General features: G+C 58.9%; 20 protein-coding genes. 8 read left to right on the forward strand and 12 right to left on the reverse strand.

Annotated elements, in window-relative coordinates:
* Nucleotides 1–253: 253 nt before the first annotated feature.
* Genes trpE through trpC form a run of 4 tightly spaced genes read left to right on the forward strand, consistent with a single transcriptional unit; the run spans nt 254 to nt 4,201 of the window.
* Nucleotides 254–1,747: an anthranilate synthase component I gene (gene trpE, locus D4A39_RS10265; protein WP_022984627.1), complete on the forward strand. Its 1,494-nt coding sequence runs from the start codon at nt 254–256 to the stop codon at nt 1,745–1,747.
* Nucleotides 1,747–2,349: an anthranilate synthase component II gene (locus D4A39_RS10270; RefSeq protein WP_199699453.1), complete on the forward strand. Its 603-nt coding sequence runs from the start codon at nt 1,747–1,749 to the stop codon at nt 2,347–2,349. The genes trpE and D4A39_RS10270 overlap by 1 nt, the downstream gene beginning before the upstream one ends.
* Nucleotides 2,346–3,389, forward strand: coding sequence for an anthranilate phosphoribosyltransferase (gene trpD, locus D4A39_RS10275; RefSeq protein WP_119918060.1), 1,044 nt, complete (start codon nt 2,346–2,348; stop codon nt 3,387–3,389). Before D4A39_RS10270 ends, trpD begins: the two co-directional genes overlap by 4 nt.
* Nucleotides 3,390–3,403: 14 nt before the next feature.
* The gene (trpC, locus tag D4A39_RS10280) at nt 3,404–4,201 is read left to right on the forward strand and encodes an indole-3-glycerol phosphate synthase TrpC (RefSeq protein ID WP_022984630.1); all 798 of its coding nucleotides are present in this window, start codon (nt 3,404–3,406) and stop codon (nt 4,199–4,201) included.
* 161 nt (nt 4,202–4,362) lie between these two features.
* Here trpC and crp read toward each other — a convergent pair whose 3' ends face one another.
* Nucleotides 4,363–4,992, reverse strand: a complete 630-nt coding sequence (gene crp / locus D4A39_RS10285; protein WP_022984631.1) for a cAMP-activated global transcriptional regulator CRP — start codon at nt 4,990–4,992, stop codon at nt 4,363–4,365.
* Between the two features lie 283 nt (nt 4,993–5,275).
* Between crp and D4A39_RS10290 the strand changes: the two genes are divergently transcribed.
* Together D4A39_RS10290 and speD are read left to right on the forward strand one after the other, a co-directional pair.
* Nucleotides 5,276–5,692: an OsmC family protein gene (locus D4A39_RS10290; protein ID WP_031226124.1), complete on the forward strand. Its 417-nt coding sequence runs from the start codon at nt 5,276–5,278 to the stop codon at nt 5,690–5,692.
* Between the two features lie 137 nt (nt 5,693–5,829).
* Entirely contained in the window at nt 5,830–6,636 is an 807-nt protein-coding gene (speD, locus tag D4A39_RS10295) for an adenosylmethionine decarboxylase (RefSeq protein ID WP_022984633.1), read from the forward strand.
* Between the two features lie 168 nt (nt 6,637–6,804).
* Here speD and coq7 read toward each other — a convergent pair whose 3' ends face one another.
* A complete protein-coding gene (gene coq7 / locus D4A39_RS10300; RefSeq protein WP_022984634.1) occupies nt 6,805–7,467 on the reverse strand; it encodes a 2-polyprenyl-3-methyl-6-methoxy-1,4-benzoquinone monooxygenase in 663 nt (220 codons plus the stop codon).
* A 76-nt stretch (nt 7,468–7,543) separates the two neighbouring features.
* Between coq7 and D4A39_RS10305 the strand changes: the two genes are divergently transcribed.
* A complete protein-coding gene (locus D4A39_RS10305; protein WP_022984635.1) occupies nt 7,544–9,016 on the forward strand; it encodes a Ycf46 family AAA ATPase in 1,473 nt (490 codons plus the stop codon).
* Between the two features lies 1 nt (nt 9,017).
* On the opposite strand, the gene D4A39_RS10310 is transcribed toward D4A39_RS10305, so the two are convergent.
* From D4A39_RS10310 to D4A39_RS10350, 9 genes are all read right to left on the reverse strand, one after another.
* The gene (locus D4A39_RS10310) at nt 9,018–11,780 is read right to left on the reverse strand and encodes a hybrid sensor histidine kinase/response regulator (protein WP_119918061.1); all 2,763 of its coding nucleotides are present in this window, start codon (nt 11,778–11,780) and stop codon (nt 9,018–9,020) included.
* A complete protein-coding gene (locus tag D4A39_RS10315; RefSeq protein WP_233552464.1) occupies nt 11,743–12,807 on the reverse strand; it encodes a cyclic nucleotide-binding domain-containing protein in 1,065 nt (354 codons plus the stop codon). Before D4A39_RS10315 ends, D4A39_RS10310 begins: the two co-directional genes overlap by 38 nt.
* A 179-nt stretch (nt 12,808–12,986) precedes the next feature.
* Nucleotides 12,987–14,273 (reverse strand): phosphoribosylamine--glycine ligase, encoded by a 1,287-nt coding sequence (purD, locus tag D4A39_RS10320; protein WP_119918240.1) that lies wholly within the window; start codon nt 14,271–14,273, stop codon nt 12,987–12,989.
* 101 nt (nt 14,274–14,374) lie between these two features.
* Nucleotides 14,375–15,943: a bifunctional phosphoribosylaminoimidazolecarboxamide formyltransferase/IMP cyclohydrolase gene (purH, locus tag D4A39_RS10325; RefSeq protein WP_119918062.1), complete on the reverse strand. Its 1,569-nt coding sequence runs from the start codon at nt 15,941–15,943 to the stop codon at nt 14,375–14,377.
* A 94-nt stretch (nt 15,944–16,037) separates the two neighbouring features.
* The gene (gene fis, locus D4A39_RS10330) at nt 16,038–16,322 is read right to left on the reverse strand and encodes a DNA-binding transcriptional regulator Fis (protein WP_022984641.1); all 285 of its coding nucleotides are present in this window, start codon (nt 16,320–16,322) and stop codon (nt 16,038–16,040) included.
* A 44-nt stretch (nt 16,323–16,366) separates the two neighbouring features.
* A complete protein-coding gene (gene dusB / locus D4A39_RS10335; RefSeq protein ID WP_022984642.1) occupies nt 16,367–17,407 on the reverse strand; it encodes a tRNA dihydrouridine synthase DusB in 1,041 nt (346 codons plus the stop codon).
* A gap of 193 nt (nt 17,408–17,600) precedes the next feature.
* On the reverse strand, nt 17,601–18,845 hold the full coding sequence (locus tag D4A39_RS10340; RefSeq protein ID WP_119918063.1) for a DUF3426 domain-containing protein: 1,245 nt from the start codon (nt 18,843–18,845) through the stop codon (nt 17,601–17,603).
* A gap of 180 nt (nt 18,846–19,025) precedes the next feature.
* Nucleotides 19,026–19,907, reverse strand: coding sequence for a 50S ribosomal protein L11 methyltransferase (gene prmA, locus D4A39_RS10345; protein ID WP_022984644.1), 882 nt, complete (start codon nt 19,905–19,907; stop codon nt 19,026–19,028).
* A gap of 214 nt (nt 19,908–20,121) precedes the next feature.
* Nucleotides 20,122–21,069, reverse strand: a complete 948-nt coding sequence (locus D4A39_RS10350) for an alpha/beta hydrolase (RefSeq protein ID WP_158586929.1) — start codon at nt 21,067–21,069, stop codon at nt 20,122–20,124.
* Between the two features lie 175 nt (nt 21,070–21,244).
* Here D4A39_RS10350 and fur point away from each other — a divergent pair, with 175 nt between their 5' ends.
* Entirely contained in the window at nt 21,245–21,658 is a 414-nt protein-coding gene (gene fur / locus D4A39_RS10355; RefSeq protein WP_022984646.1) for a ferric iron uptake transcriptional regulator, read from the forward strand.
* A 128-nt stretch (nt 21,659–21,786) separates the two neighbouring features.
* Here the strand turns inward: fur and accC are convergent, their stop codons facing one another.
* On the reverse strand, nt 21,787–23,133 hold the full coding sequence (gene accC / locus D4A39_RS10360) for an acetyl-CoA carboxylase biotin carboxylase subunit (RefSeq protein ID WP_022984647.1): 1,347 nt from the start codon (nt 23,131–23,133) through the stop codon (nt 21,787–21,789).
* Nucleotides 23,134–23,136: the final 3 nt, after the last annotated feature.

Below are 23,136 nucleotides of genomic sequence, written 5' to 3' on the forward strand. Positions count from 1 at the left end.
GGGCGAATGTCTGGCGTCTGACGTTAACATTGACTACAATTTCGGCCATCGACCCCGTTTGAGAAAGGACGTCCCCCTTGGAGCGTGCCCTGATCAACAGCTTTGCTTTCCTGTCCGCACCCGCCAGCTGGCGATGGTGACGCTCCCCCTGTGTCTGCCGTAATGCGCTGACACGCCCTTTTTGCTTCTTTTTTCTCTACAATCGGCTTTCTCGACATCGGCCTGCCTGAAAAGGGTCGGATAAGGAAAAACCATGTCACCACAAGAACTGGATCGTTACGCCCAACAGGGCTTTACCCGCGTGCCCGTTGTACGCGAGGTGCTGGCGGACCTGGATACCCCGTTGACCGCCTACCGCAAACTGGCTCAGGGGCCCTACAGCTACCTGTTTGAATCTGTCCAGGGTGGCGAGCGCTGGGGGCAGTATTCCATCCTCGGGCTGCCTGCCACCGAGGTCATCCGCATTACCGGCAAGACCGTGTCGGTGAGCAATGACGACGGCACCCGCGAACAGCAAGTGGAAGATCCGATTGCCTGGATCGAACAGTATCGTCAGCACTATCAGGCTCCGGAAATTCCCGGTTTGCCCCGCTTTAATGGCGGGCTGGTGGGGTATTTTGGTTACGACAGCGTCCGCTACTTTGAACCGAAGTTGGGCCCGGCGCCGGGCAAGGATGTGCTGGGTGTGCCCGATATCCTGCTGATGCGCTCTGAAGAAGTGGTGGTGTTCGACAACCTGCGCGGGGCCCTGTACCTGATTGTCCATGTGGATCCGACGGCAGCAGGTGCCGCTGAACAGGCAGAGGCCCGCCTTGAGGCACTGGAGCAGCAGCTGCGGGCGCCACTGCCGGAGCCGGAGCATGTGGTGTACGGCGACCCGGTGGACGAGAGCGATTTCCAGAGCGAATTCCCCGAAGCCGAGTTCAAGGCCGGGGTCGAGAAAGTTCGCGACTATATTCTGGCCGGGGACGTGATGCAGGTGGTGCCGGCCCAACGGATGAGCTGTCCGTTCAAGGCCCCCGCGCTGGACCTGTACCGGGCCCTGCGTTATCTGAACCCGTCGCCGTACATGTTCTATCTGGACCTGGACGATTTTCATATCGCCGGTTCGTCACCGGAGATCCTGGCGCGGGCCGAGCAGGGCGCAGTGACGGTGCGCCCCATTGCCGGGACGCGCAAGCGCGGTGCCACGGTGGAAGAAGACAAGGCGCTGGAAGCGGACCTGCTGGCGGATCCCAAGGAAATCGCCGAGCACCTGATGCTGATTGATCTGGGCCGCAACGATGTGGGCCGTGTGGCCAAACCCGGCAAGGTGAGCCTGACAGACAAGATGGTGGTGGAACGCTATTCCCATGTGATGCATATCGTCTCCAATGTGGAAGGGGAATTGAAAGACGGCCAGGGGCCGCTGGACGTGCTCAGTGCCACGTTCCCGGCGGGTACCCTGAGTGGTGCCCCCAAGATCCGCGCCATGGAAATCATCGACGAGCTGGAACCCACCAAGCGGGGGGTCTACGGCGGGGCGGTCGGTTACATCGGGTTTAATGGTGATATGGACACGGCTATCGCCATCCGCACGGCGGTGGTGAAGGACGAGCGTCTCTACGTGCAGGCCGGTGCCGGCATCGTAGCGGACTCGGTGCCCCAGTCCGAATGGGACGAGACCATGAACAAGGCCCGGGCGGTATTCCGGGCGGTGAATCTGGCATTGGGTGGTCTCAACCTGGCAGACGGAGGGCAGCGGTAATGCGTGTCTTGATGATCGATAATTACGACAGTTTTACCTACAACCTGGTGCAGTACCTGCAGGAGCTGGGGGCCGAGGTGCTGGTACACCGCAATGACCAGATCACCATCGAGGACATCGAAGCGCTCAACCCGGACCGCCTGATGGTGTCTCCCGGGCCTTGTACGCCCAACGAAGCCGGCGTCTCCATCGCCGCCATCAAGCACTTTGCCGGCAAGCTGCCAATTCTGGGGGTGTGTCTGGGGCACCAGAGTATTGGCCAGGCCTTTGGTGGCAAGGTGGTGCGGGCCCGCCAGGTGATGCACGGCAAGACCTCGCCGATCCACCACAGCGGTGTGGGCATCTTCCGGGATCTGCCGTCACCCTATATCGCCACCCGGTACCATTCCCTGGTGGTGGAAAAAGACAGCCTGCCGGATTGTCTGGAGATTACCGCCTGGACCCAGAACGCTGACGGCAGCATGGACGAGATCATGGGTATGCGGCACAAGACCCTGCCCATTGAGGGGGTGCAGTATCACCCCGAGTCCATTCTGAGTGAGCACGGCCATGCCCTGCTCGAGAACTTTCTGAAAACCGCACAACAAGGGGACGCCGCATGAATATCCAGCAGGCGCTGGCCAAGGTGGTCGAGCAGATCGATCTCAGCGTGGACGAGATGCAAGAGGTCATGCGCCAGATCATGACCGGCGGCGCCACCGATGCACAGATTGGTGCTTTCATGGTGGCGCTGCGCATGAAGAGTGAATCGCTGGATGAAATCACCGGCGGTGTGCAGGTCATGCGCGAGCTGGTCACTGCGGTTCCGGTGCAAAACCGCCAGTATCTGGTGGATATCGTGGGCACCGGGGGGGACGGTGCCAACCTCTTTAATGTGTCGTCTGCCAGCGCCTTTGTGGCGGCCGCTGCCGGGGCCCGGGTGGCCAAGCACGGTGGCCGGTCGGTGAGCTCCAAAAGCGGTTCTGCCGATCTGCTGGAAACCGCCGGCATTGTGCTGGACCTGAGCCCGGAACAGATCGGCAGCTGCGTGGATAACGTGGGGGTGGGCTTCATGTTTGCCCCGAATCATCACAAGGCCATGAAATACGCGGTGGGGCCGCGCAAGGAACTGGGTATGCGCACCCTGTTCAACATCCTTGGGCCCATGACTAACCCTGCCGGGGTTCAGCGCCTGGTGCTGGGGGTGTTCAGTGAGAAGTTGTGTCGGCCGATGGCGGAAGTCATGGGACGTCTGGGGGCAGAGCATGTGATGGTGGTGCACAGCAAGGATGGTCTGGACGAGATCAGCCTGGCGACCCGCACCCATGTGGCCGAGTTCAAGAACGGTGAAGTCAGCGAATACACGATCACCCCGGAAGAGCTGGGGCTGGAGTCGGATTCGCTGGTAGGGCTCGATGTAACTGATTCCGCGGCGTCGTTGGCGCTGATTCGCGATGCGTTCGGCAAGCGCAGTAACGAGGCGGCCCGCAAGGCAGCCGACATGATCGCTCTCAATGCCGGGGCGGCTATTTATGTCAGCGGTGTTACCCGCTCTCACAAAGAGGGGGTACGCATGGCGGAAGACCTGATACACAATGGAGAGGCAGCGGAGCGCATGCGCGAGCTGGCCCAGTTCAGCACAGCCCTCACTGCAGCGGACTGACAAGGAGAACGGTTATGAGCACAGGCACCATTCTCGACAAGATTATTGCCCGCAAGCAGGAAGAAATCGCGGTGGGCAAGAACAACTACTCGCTTGGCGACCTGCAATCCATGGCGGAGAACCAGGGCAAGGCCCGTGGTTTTGCCAAGGCCCTGTTCCAGCGTATTCGCGACAAGCAGCCTGCGGTGATTGCCGAAATCAAGAAAGCGTCCCCCAGCAAAGGGGTGATCCGGGATGATTTCGACCCGGTGGCGATTGCCCGCAGTTACGAAGCCAATGGGGCAGCGTGCCTGTCGGTGCTCACCGACCAGGATTTTTTTCAGGGCCATGAAGACTATCTGCGTGCCGCCCGCAATGCGGTAAGCCTGCCGGTGATTCGCAAGGATTTCATGATCGACCCATGGCAGATTTTCGAATCCCGCGCCATGGGGGCCGATGCGGTATTGCTTATCGTGGCAGCGCTGTCCGATGACCAGCTGAACGAGCTTTATCACGCTGCCCAGCGCGCCGGCTGCGATGTGTTGGTGGAAGTGCATACCCAGCAAGAGCTGGAGCGGGCCGTGGCGCTGAATGCCGAGCTGATCGGCATCAATAACCGCAACCTGCACACCTTCGAGACCAGCCTCAGCACCACCCTGGCCCTGGCCGAGCAAGCCCCGGCAGACCGGTTGATCATCACCGAAAGTGGTATCCACACCGCCGATGATGTGAAGCTGATGCGCAGCAACAGCATCCACTCTTTCCTGGTAGGCGAAGCCTTTATGCGCGAAGAGGATCCGGGGAAGGCGTTGAAGGCGCTGTTTTTCAGTTAACAGTTAACAGTGAATAGTGAACCGCGTCGCGGGGTGCGAGGGTGTTAGCGTAAAGGTTCGAGGCCGCGTCCAAACTTTGGGTGCGGCCTCTATGCTTTCAGATCAGGATGGTGCCAATCCGCGACGCTGTTCACTATTCACGGTTAATTGTTAACTGCCTTTCAGCGCGTCCCGTAAACCACCATCGTCTTACCCTTAACCGACACCAGCCCCTGCTCCTCCAGGTTCTTGAGAACCCGGCCGACCATTTCGCGGGAACAGCCGACGATGCGGCCGATTTCCTGGCGGGTGACTTTGATCTGCATGCCATCCGGGTGGGTCATGGCGTCAGGTTGCTTGCACAGGTCCAGCAGTGTGCCAGCCACGCGACCGGTGACGTCCAGGAACGCCAGATCGCCCACTTTGCGGGTGGTGGCACGGAGGCGACCGGCAATCTGGGCGGAGACGGCGAACAGGATGTCAGCGTCTTCGCGGGCCAATTGCTTGAACTTGGAGTAGCTGACTTCCGCTACTTCACACTCGGTCTTGGCCTTTACCCACGCAGAGCGGGAAGGATCGTTTTCAAACAAGCCCATTTCACCGAAGAAGTCTCCTTCATTCAGGTAGGCCATAATCATCTCGCGACCGTCATCATCTTCGATCATCACGGTCACGGAGCCCTTCAGGATGTAATAAAGGGCATCCGATTCATCCCCCGCATAAATGATGGTGCTTTTCGCTGGGTACTTGCGTCGATGGCAGTTGGCCAGGAAATGGTCCAGATTTGGAATAATTTTATTGCCGTCAGTCATGGGCGCTCAGTCTTAAGCCAGAAAAATGTCTTAGCTAATAAGACTATGGATATTGCCTGTTTTTATCAGGCCTGCCAAGGGAACTGGCTCTCACTACCGATTATCCCGGCGTAGGCGGTCTCTGCAGGCCGATGACAGGRGGGGGCGGCGGGGGGAGGGGGCAGATTGTCGGCAGGAGCCCGAAAAGGGGTGGCGCAGGCCACCGGCTATGGTACTCTGCGCCCCCTTTCCGGGTGGCAAAAAGAGACGCTCATCCGGAGGCAAAATGCACCAGGAGAAAGCCATGAAAGCAGTGGTTCAATGGCAGGGCGAGGCCTGCTACGAGGGTCAGACCGAAAGCGGCCATCAGGTACTGATGGACGGCCCGCCTGATCATGGCGGCCAGAACCGTGGCCCACGTCCCATGGAGACGCTGCTGTTGGGTGTCGGGGGCTGTTCTTCCTTTGATGTGGTGCATATCCTCAAGAAGTCTCGTCAGGATGTGACCGACTGCCGTTGCGAACTGACCGCCGAGCGTGTCGATGATGTCCCTGCGGTATTCAGCAAGATTCATCTGCATTTCATCGTTAGCGGCAATAACCTGAAAGAAGCCCATGTAAAACGGGCAGTGGAGTTGTCCGCCGAGAAGTATTGCTCGGCCAGCATCATGCTGACCCGGGGTGGTGTCGAGATCACCCATAGCTATAGCATTGAGGCCTGACTCCGGTCAGGCTGGGAATTCCGGTGTCATGCCGGGGTGAGAGGTGGGGCGTTGTGTCGCCTCGCAGACAGGTAGCCGCATCAATGCGGTGGTGTGTTTTGTTCTAGTGTGGCGGTAAGCGCCCATGGGGTACGGCTGTGGTGAAAGATCCCAATCCCAAGATTACGGTTCATGGTTTCAACAACCTGACCAAATCCTTGAGCTTCAATATCTTCGATATTGCGTATGCAAAGACTGAGCAGCATCGTCAGGAGTACATCGAATATATTGATGAGCTGTATAACGCCGAGCGTCTCACCGAGATTCTCACCAATGTGACCAAGATTATTGGCGCCAATATTCTGAACGTGGCCCGTCAGGATTACGATCCGCAGGGTGCCAGCGTGACCATGCTGATTGCCGAGCATGAGACCCCTCCAGATGGGACTGACTGGGACGAGGAAGCCCCGGGTCCGCTGCCGGACACGGTGGTAGCGCATCTGGACAAGAGCCACGTGACGGTTCACACCTACCCGGAATCCCATCCGGATAACGGTATTTCCACGTTCCGTGTGGATGTGGATGTATCGACCTGTGGGGTGATTTCACCACTGCGTGCCCTGAATTACCTGATCCACAGTTTCGATTCCGATATCGTGACCGTGGACTACCGCGTGCGTGGTATGACCCGCGATCTGGATGGCACCAAGCACTACATTGATCATGACATCAATTCCATCCAGAACTTCCTCACGGAAGATACCCAGAACGCCTATCAGATGATCGACGTGAATGTGTATCAGGAGAACATCTTCCATACCAAGATGCTGCTGAAAGACTTCGATATCGACAACTATCTGTTTGGTGCCGGTAGCGACGAGTTTGACCAGGAAGAACTCGATTCGATTGAAGAACGTCTCAAGACCGAGATGCTGGAGATTTTTTACAGCAGGAATCTTGGTTGAAGAGCAGTGAATAGTTAACAGTTAACAGTGAATAGCTGCGCGATCAGCGCAGCGGCCAGCTGGAAGTAAAGAGGCCGCGCCCATAACCTGGGTGCGGCCTCTTTGTTCTCAGTACCTGATGACGTTTGGCGCGACGCTGTTAACTGTTCACTATTCACTGTTAACTCATCAGATCCGATAAGTCGAAAACGTCATCACCTTGCTCATCAATGTCATGGCGTGGCGGATGGGCGGCGGCAGGTCGGCGCCGCCGGCGTCTTTGGCGGTGACGGCATGCTTGAGCTCGTCGGTACGCATTTGCTCAAGAATGGCTCGGGTGCGCAGGTCGCTTTCCGGCACCTGATAAAGGTGGGACTCCAGGTGCTTCACCACCTGGTTTTCAGTTTCCGAGACAAACCCCAGACTCCAGCGATCACCGATCAGGCCGGCGGTGGCACCCATGGCATAGCTCATGGCATAGAACAGCGGGTTCAGTTTGCTCGGTGCACCGCCCAGTTCGCGAATGCGCTCTTCACACCAGGCCAGATGGTCTTCTTCTTCTTTGGCGGCTTCCTCCATGGCGTGACGAATATGCGGCAGGCTGGCGGTGCTGGCCTGGCCCTGGTACAGCGCCTGGGCACATACTTCACCGGTATGGTTGATGCGCATCAAACCCATCACGTGGCGACGCTGATCGCTCGGCAGGCTGCCGGGCTGGGCAGTGCCGCCGGGGCTGTCCGGTGCGGCAGTCGGCGCACGTTCAGCTTGTATGGTGCCTGGCGTCAGCGTGCGCAGGGCGTTGTCTGCTCTGGCCAGCAATCGGTCCAGAGGAGAAAGGCGGCGTTCTGTCATGGGCTGTCCACAGCGGTGTTTTGAAAGATGATCATGTTAGCATACCGGCATCCTCGCCCTGTGAAGAATGATAACAATGAGTGATCTGAACGACCTGCGCATGCTGCTGGATTCCCGTTACCCGATTGTGGTGATCGAAACCTGGGAGGAATTACGGGCGCTGGATTTGATCCGGCGTCTGGGAATGAAAGAAGGGCGCCCGGTGTTTGCCTGGAATGCGGTGGATGGCCTGCGCAGGCTGGAGTTTGATGATGTGCCCAGCCAGAAGCACACCATTGAGCCGGATGCCATGCTTGGCCAGATTCGTGGTACCAGCCAGCCCGGGATTTATGCCCTGTGTGATATCCATCCGTTCCTGGACGGCGAGCCGAAGAATGTCCGGCTGATCAAGGAAATCGCGCTCCACCACGAGCGGTTACAGCATACGCTGGTGCTGATCAGTCACCAGTTCACGATTCCCGCTGAAGTGCGCCGATACTGCACCCGCTTCAGCCTGTCCATGCCGGATGAGAAACAGCTGGAGCATATTGTCCAGGACGAAGCCCGTCGATTTAAAAAGGAAAAGGGCGAGCGGGTTCGCGCCAACCGGGAATCACTGGACCGGTTGGTGCGTAACCTGCGCGGCATGAGCGCAGACGATGCCCGCAAGCTGGCCCGGGGCGCCATCATCCAGGATGGCGCCATCACCGAAGACGATCTGCCTGAGGTCAACAAGGCCAAGTTTGCCCTGATGGAGATGGATGGCGTGCTCAGCTACGAGTACGACACCGAAAGTTTTGCCCATGTTGGCGGCCTGGACGGCCTGAAGCAGTGGCTTGGCAAGCGAGAGAAGGCTTTCCACGGGGATGCAGGCATCGACAGCCCCCGTGGCGTGATGCTGGTGGGGGTACAGGGCGGCGGCAAGAGCCTTGCTGCCAAGTCGGTGGCAGGCCTGTGGGGGCTGCCGTTGTTGCGGCTCGATATGGGGGCGATCTACAACAAATTTTTCGGAGAATCCGAGCGCAATGTCCGTGAAGCCTTGGCCATGGCAGAAACCATGTCGCCCTGTGTGTTATGGATCGATGAAATCGAAAAAGGCATTTCGGTAGGGGACAACGATGGCGGGACGTCGCGCCGGGTGCTGGGTACCTTGCTGACCTGGATGGCCGAGAACACCAGCAAGGTGTTTATGGTGGCCACGGCCAACGACATCGAGCGTTTACCGCCGGAGCTGATTCGCAAAGGGCGCCTGGATGAAATTTTCTTTGTGGATCTTCCGTCGCCGTCTGTCCGCGAGGTTATCTTTCGGATTCATTTGCAAAAGCGGCATCAGGATGCAGAGCGTTTTGATCTTCCGACCCTGGCCGAACACAGTGACGGCTTTACCGGTGCTGAAATCGAACAGGCGGTGGTGGCGGGATTGTACAGCGCCAGTGCAGCGGGAACGGTACTGGATCAGACCATGCTGGAAGCCGAGCTGGCCGCCACGGTTCCCTTGTCGGTCACCATGGCAGAGCCCTTGGCGAGGCTGCGGCATTGGTGCCAGAGCCGGGCGGTGAGTGCTGGCTGATTCAGCTATCGGCTGTGTCTTCTCCCGGCTGGGTGTACCGAACTACGGTTTCTCGCAGGGTGTTCAACTCCACCGGTTTGGGTAAGTGGGCATTCATGCCTGCGGCAAAACTGCGATCACGGTGCTCTTTCAGGATATGGGCTGTGAGCGCCACAATCGGCGTAGCGGGCAGGCCGCTCCCCTGTTCCCACTCCCGGATTTTTCGGGTGGCTTCAAAGCCGTCCATCTCCGGCATTTCACAGTCCATCAAGACCAGGTCATATCGGGTGTCACGGGCTTTCTCCAGAGCTTCCCGTCCATTGGATGCAATGTCGGCCTTGAGCCCCAGTTTGCCCAGCATTCCCCGGATAACCTTCTGGCTCAGATAATGGTCTTCGGCGACCAGGATGCGTAATCCAGGGTCAGGTTGATGCTCGGTTTGCTCGTGGGAGGCCGGACGTTCATTGCCGAGTTCCTCCGCTAGTACCTGACGAAGCCGGGGGGCGGAGACCGGCTTTGACAATACCCGGTGGATGCCCACATTGCGTGCCTGAGTCGCAGACGGGGCCTGGTTTACCCCGGTCAGCATGACCAGCACGGTAGGGTGGATGATCAGAGGATCTTCATGGATGCGGGCCGCTAGCTGCATGCCGTCCATGCCGGGCATCTGGTGGTCCAGTACCACGACGTCATAGGGTTCGTTGATATTGGCCTGGGTGCGCAAGGAGGCCAGCGCTTCACGGGGGTCGTGGCAGGCTGTGACCTTCATTCCCCATGAGAGGGCATGATGGCGCAGCACTCGGGTCACAGTGCTGGAATCGTCGACGACCAGAATGCTTCGGCCTTCCAGTCTGGCAGGATCGACTTTGACCGTCGGATGCAAACCGGAACTGTCCGCCGGCAACGGTAGAACAAACCAGAAATGGGCGCCACGATGATCCTGCAGTGTGCCCATGCGGCCTTCCAGCGCGTCGACCAGTTGTTCAGCGATTACCAGGCTCAGGTGGCTGCTTTCGCTCTGTCGCTGGCTGTCTTTCAAGCGCTGAACGGTATCGTCACTGAGGGCACTACCGGAAAAACCGAAGCGGATCCGGTCCGCCTGGCCGGTAGGCTCCATGGAGACATCCACCACCAGTTCTCCGGGGCTGCCATGACGAATCAGGGCGCCGATCAGGTTGGTCAGGATTTGACGAAGACGCCCCGCATCTCCCAGTACCCGGGCCGGAACGTTGGTATGCACGTGGGTGATCAACTCGATCTGTTTCTCTTCTGCCCGCTCCTTGAACAGATCGATGGCCTCCATGACCTGATCATGAATATCCAGTGAGGCACGGTTGATATCGGCCCCTTCTGCAGATAGCTGGGAGTGTTCAAGTACGTCGTTGATGATTCTCAGCAGGCTGTCACCGGCATGCTGGATAGCGCTGACACACTCGCGTTGATTGGGGGTAAGGGGGGTGTCGCCGAGGATCTCGGCCATGCCGAGAATACCGCTCAAGGGCGTGCGGACATCGTGACCAATCCGTGAGAGTGTTTCCCGACGGGTGCTGTCTACGGTGTCCGCAATGGCCTCGGATCGTTCGCTTTGCGTTTGTAGCCGATTCTGGTGGATGCGACGAATGCGAAGGCCAATGCCGAGGGTTATAGCTTCGATGGCGGCGGTGCCCATCAGCCATTGGGGTAATTCCGCGCTGGTTTGAAGAATACCAAGGTATGCAAGACACACCAGTAAGGCTGGTAAACTCACCAGCATGGCGGTCATGAAAAACATCCCTCCGCCCTGCGCTTCGCTATGCCACGATGTGTAACCCAGCACGATCAGGGTAACGGCTGCCAGCGCTACCAAAACAAAGCTGAGGTAGGCTGCAATGCCAAGCGGCAGGAACAGGTTGCTCACAGCGGCGATCAGGGAGAGGGTCTGCAGTGCGCTAACCAGTGTTGCCAGGCGTGGGTGGTGCTGTTTTAGCCGCATGAATTTTGTTGTCACGCCGGCGGCGGCCCACAGCGCAACCAACATCAGAACGAAGAGCAACCGGGGTTGCAGTAACGCGCTATCCGGGACTATCAGGGGCAAGAAATCGGCAAGTAGCAGGCTGATGACAATGATGCTCAACAGGAAAGCCGCATGGTAATAGTAGGTAATACCGCCACCCATCATGCCTGCGATGAGGTTATAGATCACCAGTATCAGCAGCCCGCCGGTCAGTATCATGTAAACGGCATTGCTGAGTTGCTGGTCCGCGAGGTACTGGTTTGGTGTTGTCAGCGATAGCCCGTAAGTGAGGTAGCCTTGTGCCTGTAGACGCAAGTAAAAAAGTTCTGTTTGGCCGGTGGGCAGAAGGATGCGGATACCCGCGCCCCTGCCCGGTATGCGTTGGTCCGTCTCGGCCAGGGTGTATCCCGTTTGATCGGGCTGATAGAGGGTGGCATGAGGGCTGCCTAACACATGAAGGGTGTATTCTTGGGGTTGATCGAGTTCATTTTTGAGTGCGACCCTGATCCACCAGTGACCGCTCTGAACGCCAAGGCGTTCTATGAAGCGGGTGGCCGGCTGGAAATCACTGCCCGGGAGTGCGCTGATATCCTCGATTGTCAGCGCACCTTTCTCGTCGTGGAGGAATTCGGAATAAATGGTGATCCGGCTGTTATCCGGTTCGGTATGAATAACGAAAGGTGGTGGCGGTGCAGGTTCTGCCGCCGCTGTTTGCACCAGTAAAAGGGTGCAAAGCAGCAGTAGGCAAAAAGCGTTAAGCCTGTTCGGCCACGTTGTCAGCGTTGTCAGCATCCGTTGATTTTCCCCGATCGAGCACATAGGCGTTCAAGCCCGCTTCGGAGAGGATATAGGCTCCCAGCTCACTTCGTCGACTATCGCCACACACCACATAGAAGAAATCCTTCTCCAGATTCTGTACCTCGCGGCGCAACTCACTTAACGGAATGTTGCGCGCACCAGGTGTGCGGTCGTGGCGAAACTCCATGGGCAGCCGCACATCCACCAGCACACAGGCAGTATCTGCTTCCAGTACCATGGTATCCAGCTCATCTTCGCTGAGATGACGAATCACGGAGTCCTGCAGGATCGCCTGGAAGTCTTGCTTGCCAAGACACATGACCACGCCGTCGCTGGTCATGGTGATGGTGGCATTGCGCGGACTGTCACTGATCAGGGCATCCTCACCAAAGAAACGCCCGGCAGACAGGGCCGCCAGGGTTTCCTGTTTGGCGCCTTTGCTGCGCGTGACCATGGCTTTGCCTTGCTTGATCACAAAAAAGGTATCGCCATCGTCCCCTTCGGTGAGGATGGTCTCGCCCAGCTGGACTTCGCGTTCTTCAAACTTCATGAACAGGCTGTGCAACATGGCCGGGGGCACGGCAGCGAACAGTTCGGAGGACAGCAGGGCGTCCATCCAGTCCCGTTCACTTTCGTCATCGCCCTCATCCAGCAGAGATTCCGCGGCCTGGGTCCAGGTCATCAGCAAATCGAGTTTGTTGCGATCAATGGCGTAGAGGGTGGTGGCTTCCGCGCTGATGGCGTTGATGGTGTGCTCGGGATAGTTATCCAGAGCCAGATAGTTCTCGTCATCATCGGCGGTGAAGTGACGTACCTGAAAGCTTGCGTCGGTAAGATCCAGTGCGCCTTCCACCAGAAAGAAGGCCTTGTCTGTCTTTTGGCCCCGTTTGAACAACAGTCGGCCCGGGCCGAGTGTGATGACGTCGATCTGGCCCTGAATTTCCTGAAGATGGGATTCGCCCAGACAGTCGAAAGGTATGAAATTCTCAAGGCGAGACATGTCGGCCAGGACACTGCTCATGGTACCCCCAATACAATCGCTTATTGTTCGGGGTACTGGATGCGCAAAGCGGAAACGGGCGCTAACCCGTCTCCGTCAGAACAGAAATGCCAATAATGGTGCCGGAAAGCCCAACACAGCCACAGGGAGCGGGCTGCCCGCCTGTGACCTACCCCGTTATTCGTACTTATGGGGCTAGCTTATGCCTTTTCGCGGGCCACTGCACGGTAACCAATGTCTGTGCGGTATTGGGCATTGCGCCATGTGATCTGCTTCACACCTGCATAGGCGTTGGCCTGTGCATCGCTGACCGTGTCACCGACGCCGGTCACGCACAACACCCGACCGCCACTGGTGACGACCTGGCCGTCTTTCTCGGCGGTGCCGGCGTGGAAGACTTTTACGGTGTCCGAATCCGCCAGGTCCAGGCCTTCGATGGCATCGCCCTTGTCGTAGCTGTCCGGGTAGCCGCCAGCGGCCATGACTACACCCAGAGTGGGGCGCGGGTCCCACTGGATGTCGGTCTGGTCCAGCTTGCCGTCCAGGGCGGCCAGGCACAGGGTGGCCAGATCGGATTGCAGACGCATCATGATCGGCTGGGTTTCCGGGTCGCCAAAGCGGCAGTTGTATTCGATGACCTTGGGGGCCCCTTCCGGGCTGATCATCAGGCCGGCATACAGGAAACCGGTGTAAGGCATGCCCTCGGCGGCCATGCCTTCTACTGTCGGGGTAATGACTTCATCCATGATGCGCTGGTAGACCGCATCGGTGACCACCGGAGCCGGAGAATAGGCACCCATGCCGCCAGTGTTGGGGCCGGTGTCGCCGTTGCCGACGCGCTTGTGGTCCTGGCTGGTGGCCATGGGCAGCACATTCTTGCCGTCTACCATGACGATGAAGCTGGCTTCTTCGCCTTCGAGGAATTCTTCCACTACCACGCGGTGGCCGGCGTCGCCGAACTTGTTGCCGTCCAGCATGTCGCGCACCGCGTCTTCGGCTTCCTGCAGGGTCATGGCGACGATCACGCCTTTGCCTGCTGCCAGGCCGTCGGCCTTGATCACGATGGGCGCGCCCTGTTCACGGACGTAGGCCAGGGCTTCTTCCATGTCGGTGAAGTTGCCGTAGGCAGCAGTGGGGATGTTCTGGCGTGCCAGGAAGTCCTTGGTGAAGGCCTTGGAGCCCTCCAGCTGGGCGGCGGCCTTGCTGGGGCCGAAGCACTTCAGGCCGTTGTCCTGGAACGTATCCACCAGGCCTTCTACCAGTGGCGCTTCCGGGCCAACGATGGTCAGGTCAACCCCGTTGTCCTTGGCGAAGGCCAGCAGGGCCTGCTGATCCAGCACATCGATGGCCACGTTCTGCAGCTTGGCTTCGCGGGCGGTGCCTGCGTTGCCCGGGGCTACGAATACCTTTTCTACCGACTCGGCCTGGGCCACTTTCCATGCCAGCGCATGTTCGCGGCCACCGCCGCCGATGATCAAAACTTTCATGTCTACACCCCTTTCAGGTTCGCCGGAGGAGCGGTGCTTGAGCTGCGAATTGTTGTTGCAAGCCGCTTCGCGGTTCAAGCCGCTCCTTCAGAGAGATGCTGTTAGTGACGGAAATGACGCATGCCGGTGAAGACCATGGCCATGCCGGCTTCGTCGGCGGCGGCGATGACTTCTTCGTCGCGGATCGAGCCGCCCGGCTGGATTACGCAGCTGATGCCGACCTTGGCGGCATTATCGATGCCGTCGCGGAACGGGAAGAATGCATCGGATGCCATGACCGAACCTTCCACCTGCAGACCCGCATGTTCGGCCTTGATGGCGGCGATACGGGCAGAGTTGACGCGGCTCATCTGGCCGGCACCCACGCCCACGGTCTGGCGGTTTTTGGCGTAGACGATGGCGTTGGATTTGACGAATTTGGCCACTTTCCAGGCGAAGATCAGGTCGTGCATCTCGGCTTCGGTGGGGGCACGCTTGGTGACCACTTTCAGATCACCTTCAGTGATCATGCCGATGTCGCGATCCTGTACCAGCAAGCCGCCGTTAACGCGCTTGTAATCCAGCCCACCTTCGGTCGGTCCGGTGATTTCGCCGCAGACCAGTACGCGCACGTTTTTCTTGGCGGCGGTAATGGCGAGAGCCTCATCGGTGGCGCTGGGGGCGATGATCACTTCCACGAACTGGCGATCGACGATGGCCTGTGCGGTAGCCGCGTCCAACTCGCGGTTGAAGGCGATGATGCCACCAAAGGCAGATTCCGTGTCGGTTGCGAAGGCCAGATCGTAGGCTTTGCCGATGCCGTCCAGGCTTACCGCTACCCCACAGGGGTTGGCGTGCTTGACGATCACACAGGCGGGCTTGGTAAAGGCTTTTACGCACTCCAGCGCCGCGTCGGTATCGGCGATGTTGTTGTAGCTGAGTTCCTTGCCCTGCAGCTGCTTGGCGGTGGCGATGGATGCCGGGGCAGGGCTGCGTTCGGTGTAGAAGGCCGCTTTCTGGTGCGGGTTCTCGCCGTAACGCATGTTCTGGGTTTTTTCGAAGTTCAGGTTGATGGTGCGCGGGAAGTCTTCATTGTTCTCGCCCACCATCTTGCCAAAGTAGTTGGCAATGGCGCTGTCATAGGCGGCAGTGTGCTCGAACGCCTTGATGGCCAGATCGAAACGCAGGGTGTTGGACAGGGCGCCGCCATTGGCGTCCATGTCGTCCAGCACGCGCTGGTAGTCAGACGCATTGGTAACGATGCCCACGTGGGCATTGTTCTTGGCGGCAGAGCGCACCATGGTCGGGCCGCCGATATCGATGTTTTCGATGGCGTCTTCCAGGGAGCAATCCGGGTTGGCCACGGTGGCTTCGAACGGGTACAGGTTCACGACTACCAGGTCGATGCGGCTGATGTCGTTATCGGCCATCACCTGATCGTCCTGGCCGCGACGGCCGAGAATGCCGCCGTGCACTTTCGGGTGCAGGGTTTTCACCCGGCCATCCATCATTTCCGGGAAACCGGTGTAGTCGGAGACTTCGCGCACCGCGATGCCGGCCTCCTGCAGTTTCTTGTAGGTACCGCCTGTGGACAGTAGCTCCACGCCCTTGCCGGCCAGGGCTTGGGCAAATTCAACGATACCAGTCTTGTCGGAAACACTGATCAGTGCACGTTCAACGGCTTTGCTCATGGGATTTCACCAAGTTGCGTAGTCTTAATTAATACGAGGGCCAGAAACAAAAAAAGGGCAGTGTGGTCACTGCCCTTGATATAGCAGGTCTGTTTTACAACAGACCATACTGCTTGAGTTTCTTGCGCAGGGTGCCGCGGTTCAGGCCCAGCAGCTCGGCTGCCTTGGTCTGGTTTCCACGGGTGTATTCCAGCACCTTCTCAAGCAGCGGGATTTCCATCTCCGCCAGTACCATCTGGTACAGCTCGCTCACAGGCTCGCCATCCAGCTGGTTGAAATAATCGTTTAACGAACGACGCACACAATTGCGGAGCGTATCGTGGGTTTCACTGCGCGCAATGGTCAGATGCGGCTGCTTGCGTGCTTCAGCGGTGTTCATTTCAGTAAGTGTCCGTGCAGCGGCTGTGTTAACTGAAGAGAGGGTCATGCGGCCAGGGCTCCGTTTTTCTTCCGGGCAGACACTTCGCCATACCGACCAAAGCGAACCCGGTCGGTTGTGACGTTGATCTGTTGGAAAAACTGCTCGATTGCCACCTGTTGGTCGGTGGCATTTTCCAGTGTGTTAAATCCACGCCGGAAGTCTTCCCCTCCGGGCAGGTTCTGTGTGTACCAACCCAGGTGCTTGCGTGCGATACGAACCCCCATGAACTCACCATAGAATTGGTGAAGTTCGGCCAGGTGCTGTTGCACGCAATCATGGACTTCCGCTACTAACGGCGCTGCGGGCAGCGAGCCGTGCTCGAGGTAATGCAGGGTGTCCCGGAAGATCCATGGGTTACCCTGAGCAGCGCGGCCGATCATGATACCACCGGCTCCCGTGGATTCCAGTACCCGTTTAGCTTTTTCCGGGCTATCCACGTCACCGTTAGCCATGATTGGAATATTTACCGCCTTTACCACGTCGGCAATGGTGGCGTATTCCGCCTCTCCATTGAATTTGTCGGCCCGGGTGCGGCCGTGGATGGCCAGCGCCTGGATACCCGCTGCTTCGGCGATGCGGGCGATCTCGATGGCGTTGCGGTGGGCGCGGTCAGGCCCGGTGCGGATCTTCAGCGTCACGGGGACATCCACCGCCGCAACAACCGCATCCAGAATACGGGCCACCAGATCCGGATCGGCCAGCAGGGCAGAGCCCGCGGCGCGTTTGCACACCTTTTTGGCGGGGCATCCCATGTTGATGTCGATAATCTGGGCGCCGTGATCCACATTGGCGCGGGCCGCATCCGCCAGCATCGCCGGTTCACCACCGGCAATCTGTACTGAAATCGGGCCCGGCTCACCGCTATGGTCGAGCCGTTGGCGGGATTTTCGAGAGTTCCACAGACGAGTGTCCGAGGTGACCATCTCCGACACCAGCAGGCCGGCACCCAAATCCCTGCATAATCGCCGAAACGGGCGATCCGTGACGCCGGCCATGGGGGCCAGAATCAGGGGGTTGGGCAGGGTGTAGGGGCCAATCTGCATGGGGTTGGGTGGTCGGTTGGTTAAAAAGGGAGCTAATGATAGAGATCAGCGACCCACGATGAAAGGCCGCTGAGTAAAAAATGCACGGATTTGTTCCGGAAGTGGAATCAGGCATCGGTAATGGTTTGCCCCGACACGGCTGCTATGGCACGTGTCGGAGCGAGCGAGGGTCAGGCTGTCGACGGCCGGAGTGTCATGCGTCGGGGCGGCCTGCGGACTCTGGGCTGGCGAGTAATCGCAAGTTGTAGTTAACCGCCTGATCTCCCGGATCGACGATTTCCAGGGAAACATGCAGAGGGGTATGAGTGGGCATGGTGTCCATGCCGGCTAGATCACCATGCAGGTATTCATCCGGTTTGAAGCGGCGGCCAGCGATGGCTTTGCCGTTGAGTGCACTGAAGGTGAGCTCCAGGTCCGGGAAGGGTTGCGGGTAGCGAGCTTCATTAAACAGGATGGCATCGACGACCAGGGAATTGCTGAACTGCGGATGGCTGCGAACCACCAGGTTGGCACCCCGCATTTTGCTCAAGTCACTGCGGTTGGGAAGTTGGCAGCCTAGCACACTGCACAACTGTTGATAGGCAGGGCGCCATTGCGGGGTGCGGGCCAACTGATCGAAATTAAAGTAGCTGTATTGAGATGCCAGCAGAACCATCGCCAGTGCGGAGAGCGCTCCCCACTTGGCCAGACCGGACCAGTCACGCTGGCGCCGGAAATGGGCTTCCCGCTCGCGCAGGGGGGCCGCTGTTTTGATGGTAACGGGCGTTTCAGGCAGTTCATCGCCAAAAAGATCGAGGCCACCAAAAAGAGAGTCGTCGTCGCGGGAAGATGCTTGGGCGGCTTTCGGTTTGGGCGGTGTTTTTTCCTTTGTCGGTGAAGCTGATGGCGCAGGGCGTTTGCTGCCTGGATCATCCAGTGGGGCAAAAACCGCCTTGCCGGGCGTGTTGTCTTCTGGGCGAACCGGATCGGGTTCGTCTTCCAGTTCCTGGAGGAGGGCCTCTGCCCAGGCTTCGTCTGCGCCCTCATTGTGGCTTGCGCGGCCTGCACCGTGCATGTCGGCGAAATCTTCCCCCAGGCCTTCTTCGCCATCTTCGCCCAGATTCATGAAAGAATCGCTGAGCTCCATGCCTTCAATGCTTAAACCGCTGTCGGCATGGCCTTCATGGTCATCCTGGTCTTCGAATTCCGGATCGAGATCCAGGGAGCCACTGCTGAATGCAGAGGGGGGGTCTTGTTGGGGGTTGCCGTCCAGAGCGCCCGCCCAGCGGTCTTTCTGGTCTGCCGGCTGTTCAGGTGGGTTCACCAGGTAGTCCGTCGCCTGAAACACCTGGAGACACGATCCGCATCGTACGGCACCGCGAGCTTGTTTGAGGTGCTCGTCAGTGATCTTGAACTGGGCTGCGCAGTGTGGGCAGCGGGTCTTGTACTGGGTGGACATGGACATGCCTGATTGTTATTGGTTGGCGGCGGCGCCTGCGACATGCTGCTCATGCGGCTGGCGTAAACTCTTTTTACCGAATAAACCTTATGGCCCGCAAGGACCTGCGCCTCAGTTTAGGTCGGTTTCGGGCCATGCAAGAGGCGCCGGCGCGGAGCGGGACTTGCTCTGCGGTTGTGCTCAGGCGCTCTTGCGCACTCCGTCAATGCGTACCCAGTCCCCTTTTTGTGTGGTTGGCGTCAGGTCGAACCAGCGTGAGTAGGCATCGCGTACGTCGTTTGCCTGTTCGGCGAGGATCCCCGAAAGGGCCAGGCCAGCACCCGGTTTGCAGTATCCAGCCAGCAGTTCGGCCAGCTCGACCAGTGGGCCGGCCAGGATGTTGGCCACCAGCACGTCGCAGCGGTATTCGGCCGGCATCTGTTCCGGAAGAAACAGGTCGAGTCGGTCAGCTACGCCATTGTTTCGGGCGTTTTCTTCACTGGCAATCAGAGCCTGGGGATCAATGTCGGTGCCAGTGGTCTGGCCGGCTCCCAGTAGCAGGGCAGCAATGGCCAGCACACCAGAGCCGCAGCCGAAGTCCAATACCGTCTTGCCGTTCAGGGCGTGCCCGTCCAGCCATTCGAGACAGAGCGCGGTGGTCTCATGAGTACCGGTGCCGAATGCCAGGCCGGGATCCAGTTTCAGGTTGACTCCGTTTGGGTCTGGCGCATCAGTCCAGCTCGGCACAATCCATAGCCGTTCACCAAATCGCATGGGGGAGAAGTCATCCATCCACGCCCGTTCCCACACCTGGTCTTCCAGGGTTTCATGATGATGCGCATCAGCCTGCAGTCCTTGCTGCTGCAGGGCGCTCAGGATCAGTTCCAGCTCTGCGTCGGCCTCGAACAAGGCGCTGACAACGGTGTTCTGCCATAGCGGTCGGGTGCCTGGCGGTGGTTCGAACACGGGTTGGTCTGCTCCGTCGGTGAGGGTTACGGCGCAGGCGCCCAGATTTTCCAGCGCGGCCTGAAAGGCATCGGCGTGTTTTTCCGTCGTGGCAAGGTGGAGCTGGAGCCAGGCCATTTTCGCTTCGCTCTAGTGAATAGTTAACAGTGAAAAGTGAACAGCTGCGTGGGGCGTTCGCCCCAACGTGGGGGATGATAGCAGTTAAGGTCGCGGCGAATCACTCCGGATTAGGTCTTGTTGTGGGAGCTTGCTTGCAAGCGAATCTCCCACGTTTAAGCGGAACAGACAGAGCCGTTGGTTGTCCGCGGCGCATACCCCGGTCTTAACAGGCCTAAGATTGTGTGGGGTGTGGGTTCCAGCCAGGGGGTGTTTTGCCGCTGGCGATGGCCAGGGCGTCGGGAAGGGAGGCCGGGAGCATGGCGCCGTGGCTCAGGCCGGGGAAGGGTTTCCAGTGCACTTGCAATGGCGGGTGTTGTGCCAGGGTTTGCACTGTGGTCATGAAGGCGTCGCTGCCTTGCTGTTTCAGGCGTGCAATGGCGGCATCGTCCATATCCGGGGTCGCACGGACTTCATCAGTACCTCGTGCCAGCCATACCTGTGCCGGGGACGGCCTGTCTTTCAGGTAGTGATCGATCGCGTGGTTGTGCCAGTAGGTTGCCGGGCTGACCGGGATATAGCGAGTAAAGGTGCTGGAAGGTGATGCCAGCGCGTAGAGCGCAAACAGGCCACCAAACGAATGCCCCCACAGGGATTGTTGTGCCAGGTTGAGGCGGGCGCGCTTTTGCACTTCGGGTTTGATGCGGGTTTCCAGCAGGGCCAGGAAGGCGTCGGCGTCGCCGCCAAGGCGTTCCGGTCGGCGGGGATCAGGGATCAGGCCTTCACCGGGGAGTGCCGGCGTGTAGTCCCGTTGGCGAGCCACCACATCAAACAGCAGATCGGTGTCGTAACCCACCATGATCAGTACCGGCAGAGTGTTTTCCGGCAACGGTGCAAGCCAGTCTTCCTGAAGATGGTGCAGCACGGCATTGCCGTCGAGAAGGGTTAGTGACGAATAGCCTTGCTCCGGCGGTGGGGAGTGCGGGATGGCCAACCATACCCGGTAGCGGCGCTCGCCATCTTCGGATGTGACGCGAAAATTCTCAAAGCGGTAGAACGAAGACCCTCGGTCCGCGAGGGTGGAGCCCATGGTTCGGGTTAGATCCGGTCGAGAGAATGCCGTTGCAGGGAGCAAGGAAGCAAAAAAAAGACGGGCGAGAAATTGACGACGCTGCAGTGGCATAGGGCTTCGCCTGAACATGACATGATCTGAACTTTACCGTGAATTTTTGCCAACACCATCCCTGAGTGGCAGATAAAGTGCACATTTTTTTGGGTCGTTCGTCATTATTATAGGGGCAGGGAGAAAACGGCACTGCCCACGTCGGGCTGACCGAGATATTGCATGGAGCACAATAATGAAAGCAGAGAATCAGGCCCTGCAAAGCGCGGGTCTGCGGGCGACGTTGCCTCGCGTACGTATCCTTCAAATGCTCGAGTCCATCGATGAAGAGCGCCATCATCTCACTGCGGAAGATCTCTACCGGCATCTGCATCAGGCTGGGGAGGACATTGGTCTGTCCACGGTTTACCGGGTGCTGACCCAGTTTGAGCAAGCCGGGCTTGTTGCCCGCCATAACTTCGATAACGGTCATTCAGTGTTTGAGCTTTCTTCTGGCGAAGAGCATGACCATATGGTGTGTGTGGACACGAATGAAATTGTTGAATTTCGCGACCCGGTGATTGAGCGTCGCCAGCATGAAATAGCTGCGGCGCACGGTTATGACATCGTGGGGCGGGCGCTGGTACTGCGGGTGCGAAAGCGGCCCTGATGTGTACTGAAATGAGCGGTTCGTGGCTGCGTTAAGCGCGTTCCAGTCAACGAAAAGGCCGCGATCAGATACTGATCGCGGCCTTTTTACGGCGGTTGTGATACCGCCGGGCCTAACGTTTGTGGCCGCTATTCGCTGCCCAGTTTCTTCTCAAGGTGGTGAATATCCACGCCGCCCTCAATGAACGCCTTGTCCTTGAAGATTTTTTCGCGGTGCAGATCCACGTTGGTCTTGATGCCTTCCACGACGATCTCGTCCAGGGCGTTGCGCATGCGCGCGAATGCAATGTTGCGATCTTCGCCCCAGGTGATCAGCTTGCCGATCAGGGAGTCGTAGTAGGGCGGTACGGTGTAGCCACTATAGATGTGCGAGTCGACACGCACGCCGTTGCCACCAGGGGCGTGGAAGTAGCTGATCTTGCCCGGTGACGGGGTAAAACGAACGGGGTCTTCCGCGTTGACCCGGACTTCGATGGCATGGCCCTGGAATTTGATGTCGGACTGCTGCAGTTGCAACCCCTCACCACCGGCGATGCGCAGCTGTTCCTTGACGATGTCGACGCCGGTCACCATTTCGGTTACCGGGTGCTCAACCTGTACGCGGGTGTTCATTTCGATGAAGTAGAAGCGCTCATCTTCATACAGGAACTCGAAGGTGCCTGCGCCGCGATAGTTAATGGTCTTGCAGGCATCGACACAGCGTTGCGCCACTTCGTCTTTCAGATGCTGGGGGATGTGCGGCGCGGGCGCCTCTTCCACTACTTTCTGGTGACGGCGCTGCAGGGAGCAGTCACGGTCGCCCAGGTGGATAGCATGGCCGGCACCGTCAGCGAGGACCTGCACTTCCACATGACGCGGTTTTTGCAGGAACTTTTCCATATATACGGTGGCATCGCCGAAGGCGTTCTTGGCTTCGGAACGGGTCAGGGTGATGGCGTTGAGCAGCAGGCGCTCTTCTTCCACCACGCGCATGCCTCGTCCGCCACCGCCGGCTGCCGCCTTGATGATGACCGGGTAGCCGATGTCGCGGGCCATCTGCAGGGCGCCTTCGTCGTCGTCACCCACCGGGCCGTTGGAGCCTGGAACTGTGGGGACGCCGGCCTTTTTCATGGCGTCGATGGCGGCAACCTTGTTGCCCATCAGGCGGATGGTATCGGCCTTGGGGCCGATGAAGGTGAAGCCGGAGCGCTCCACGCTTTCCGCGAAGTCCGCGTTCTCGGCCAGAAAGCCGTAGCCCGGGTGGATACCGTCGGCATCGGTGATTTCGGCGGCACTGATGATGGCCGGAATATTCAGATAGGAGTCCACGGACGGTGCCGGACCTATGCACACGGCTTCGTCGGCAAGGCGCACGTGCATGAGGTCGCGGTCGGCCTTGGAGTAAACGGCCACGGTACGAATCCCCAGTTCCTTGCAGGCACGCAGGATACGCAGGGCAATTTCACCGCGGTTGGCAATGACAACCTTTTCCAGCATGAG

Source organism: Alcanivorax profundi (assembly GCF_003597125.1).
Lineage (GTDB): Bacteria > Pseudomonadota > Gammaproteobacteria > Pseudomonadales > Alcanivoracaceae > Alcanivorax > Alcanivorax profundi.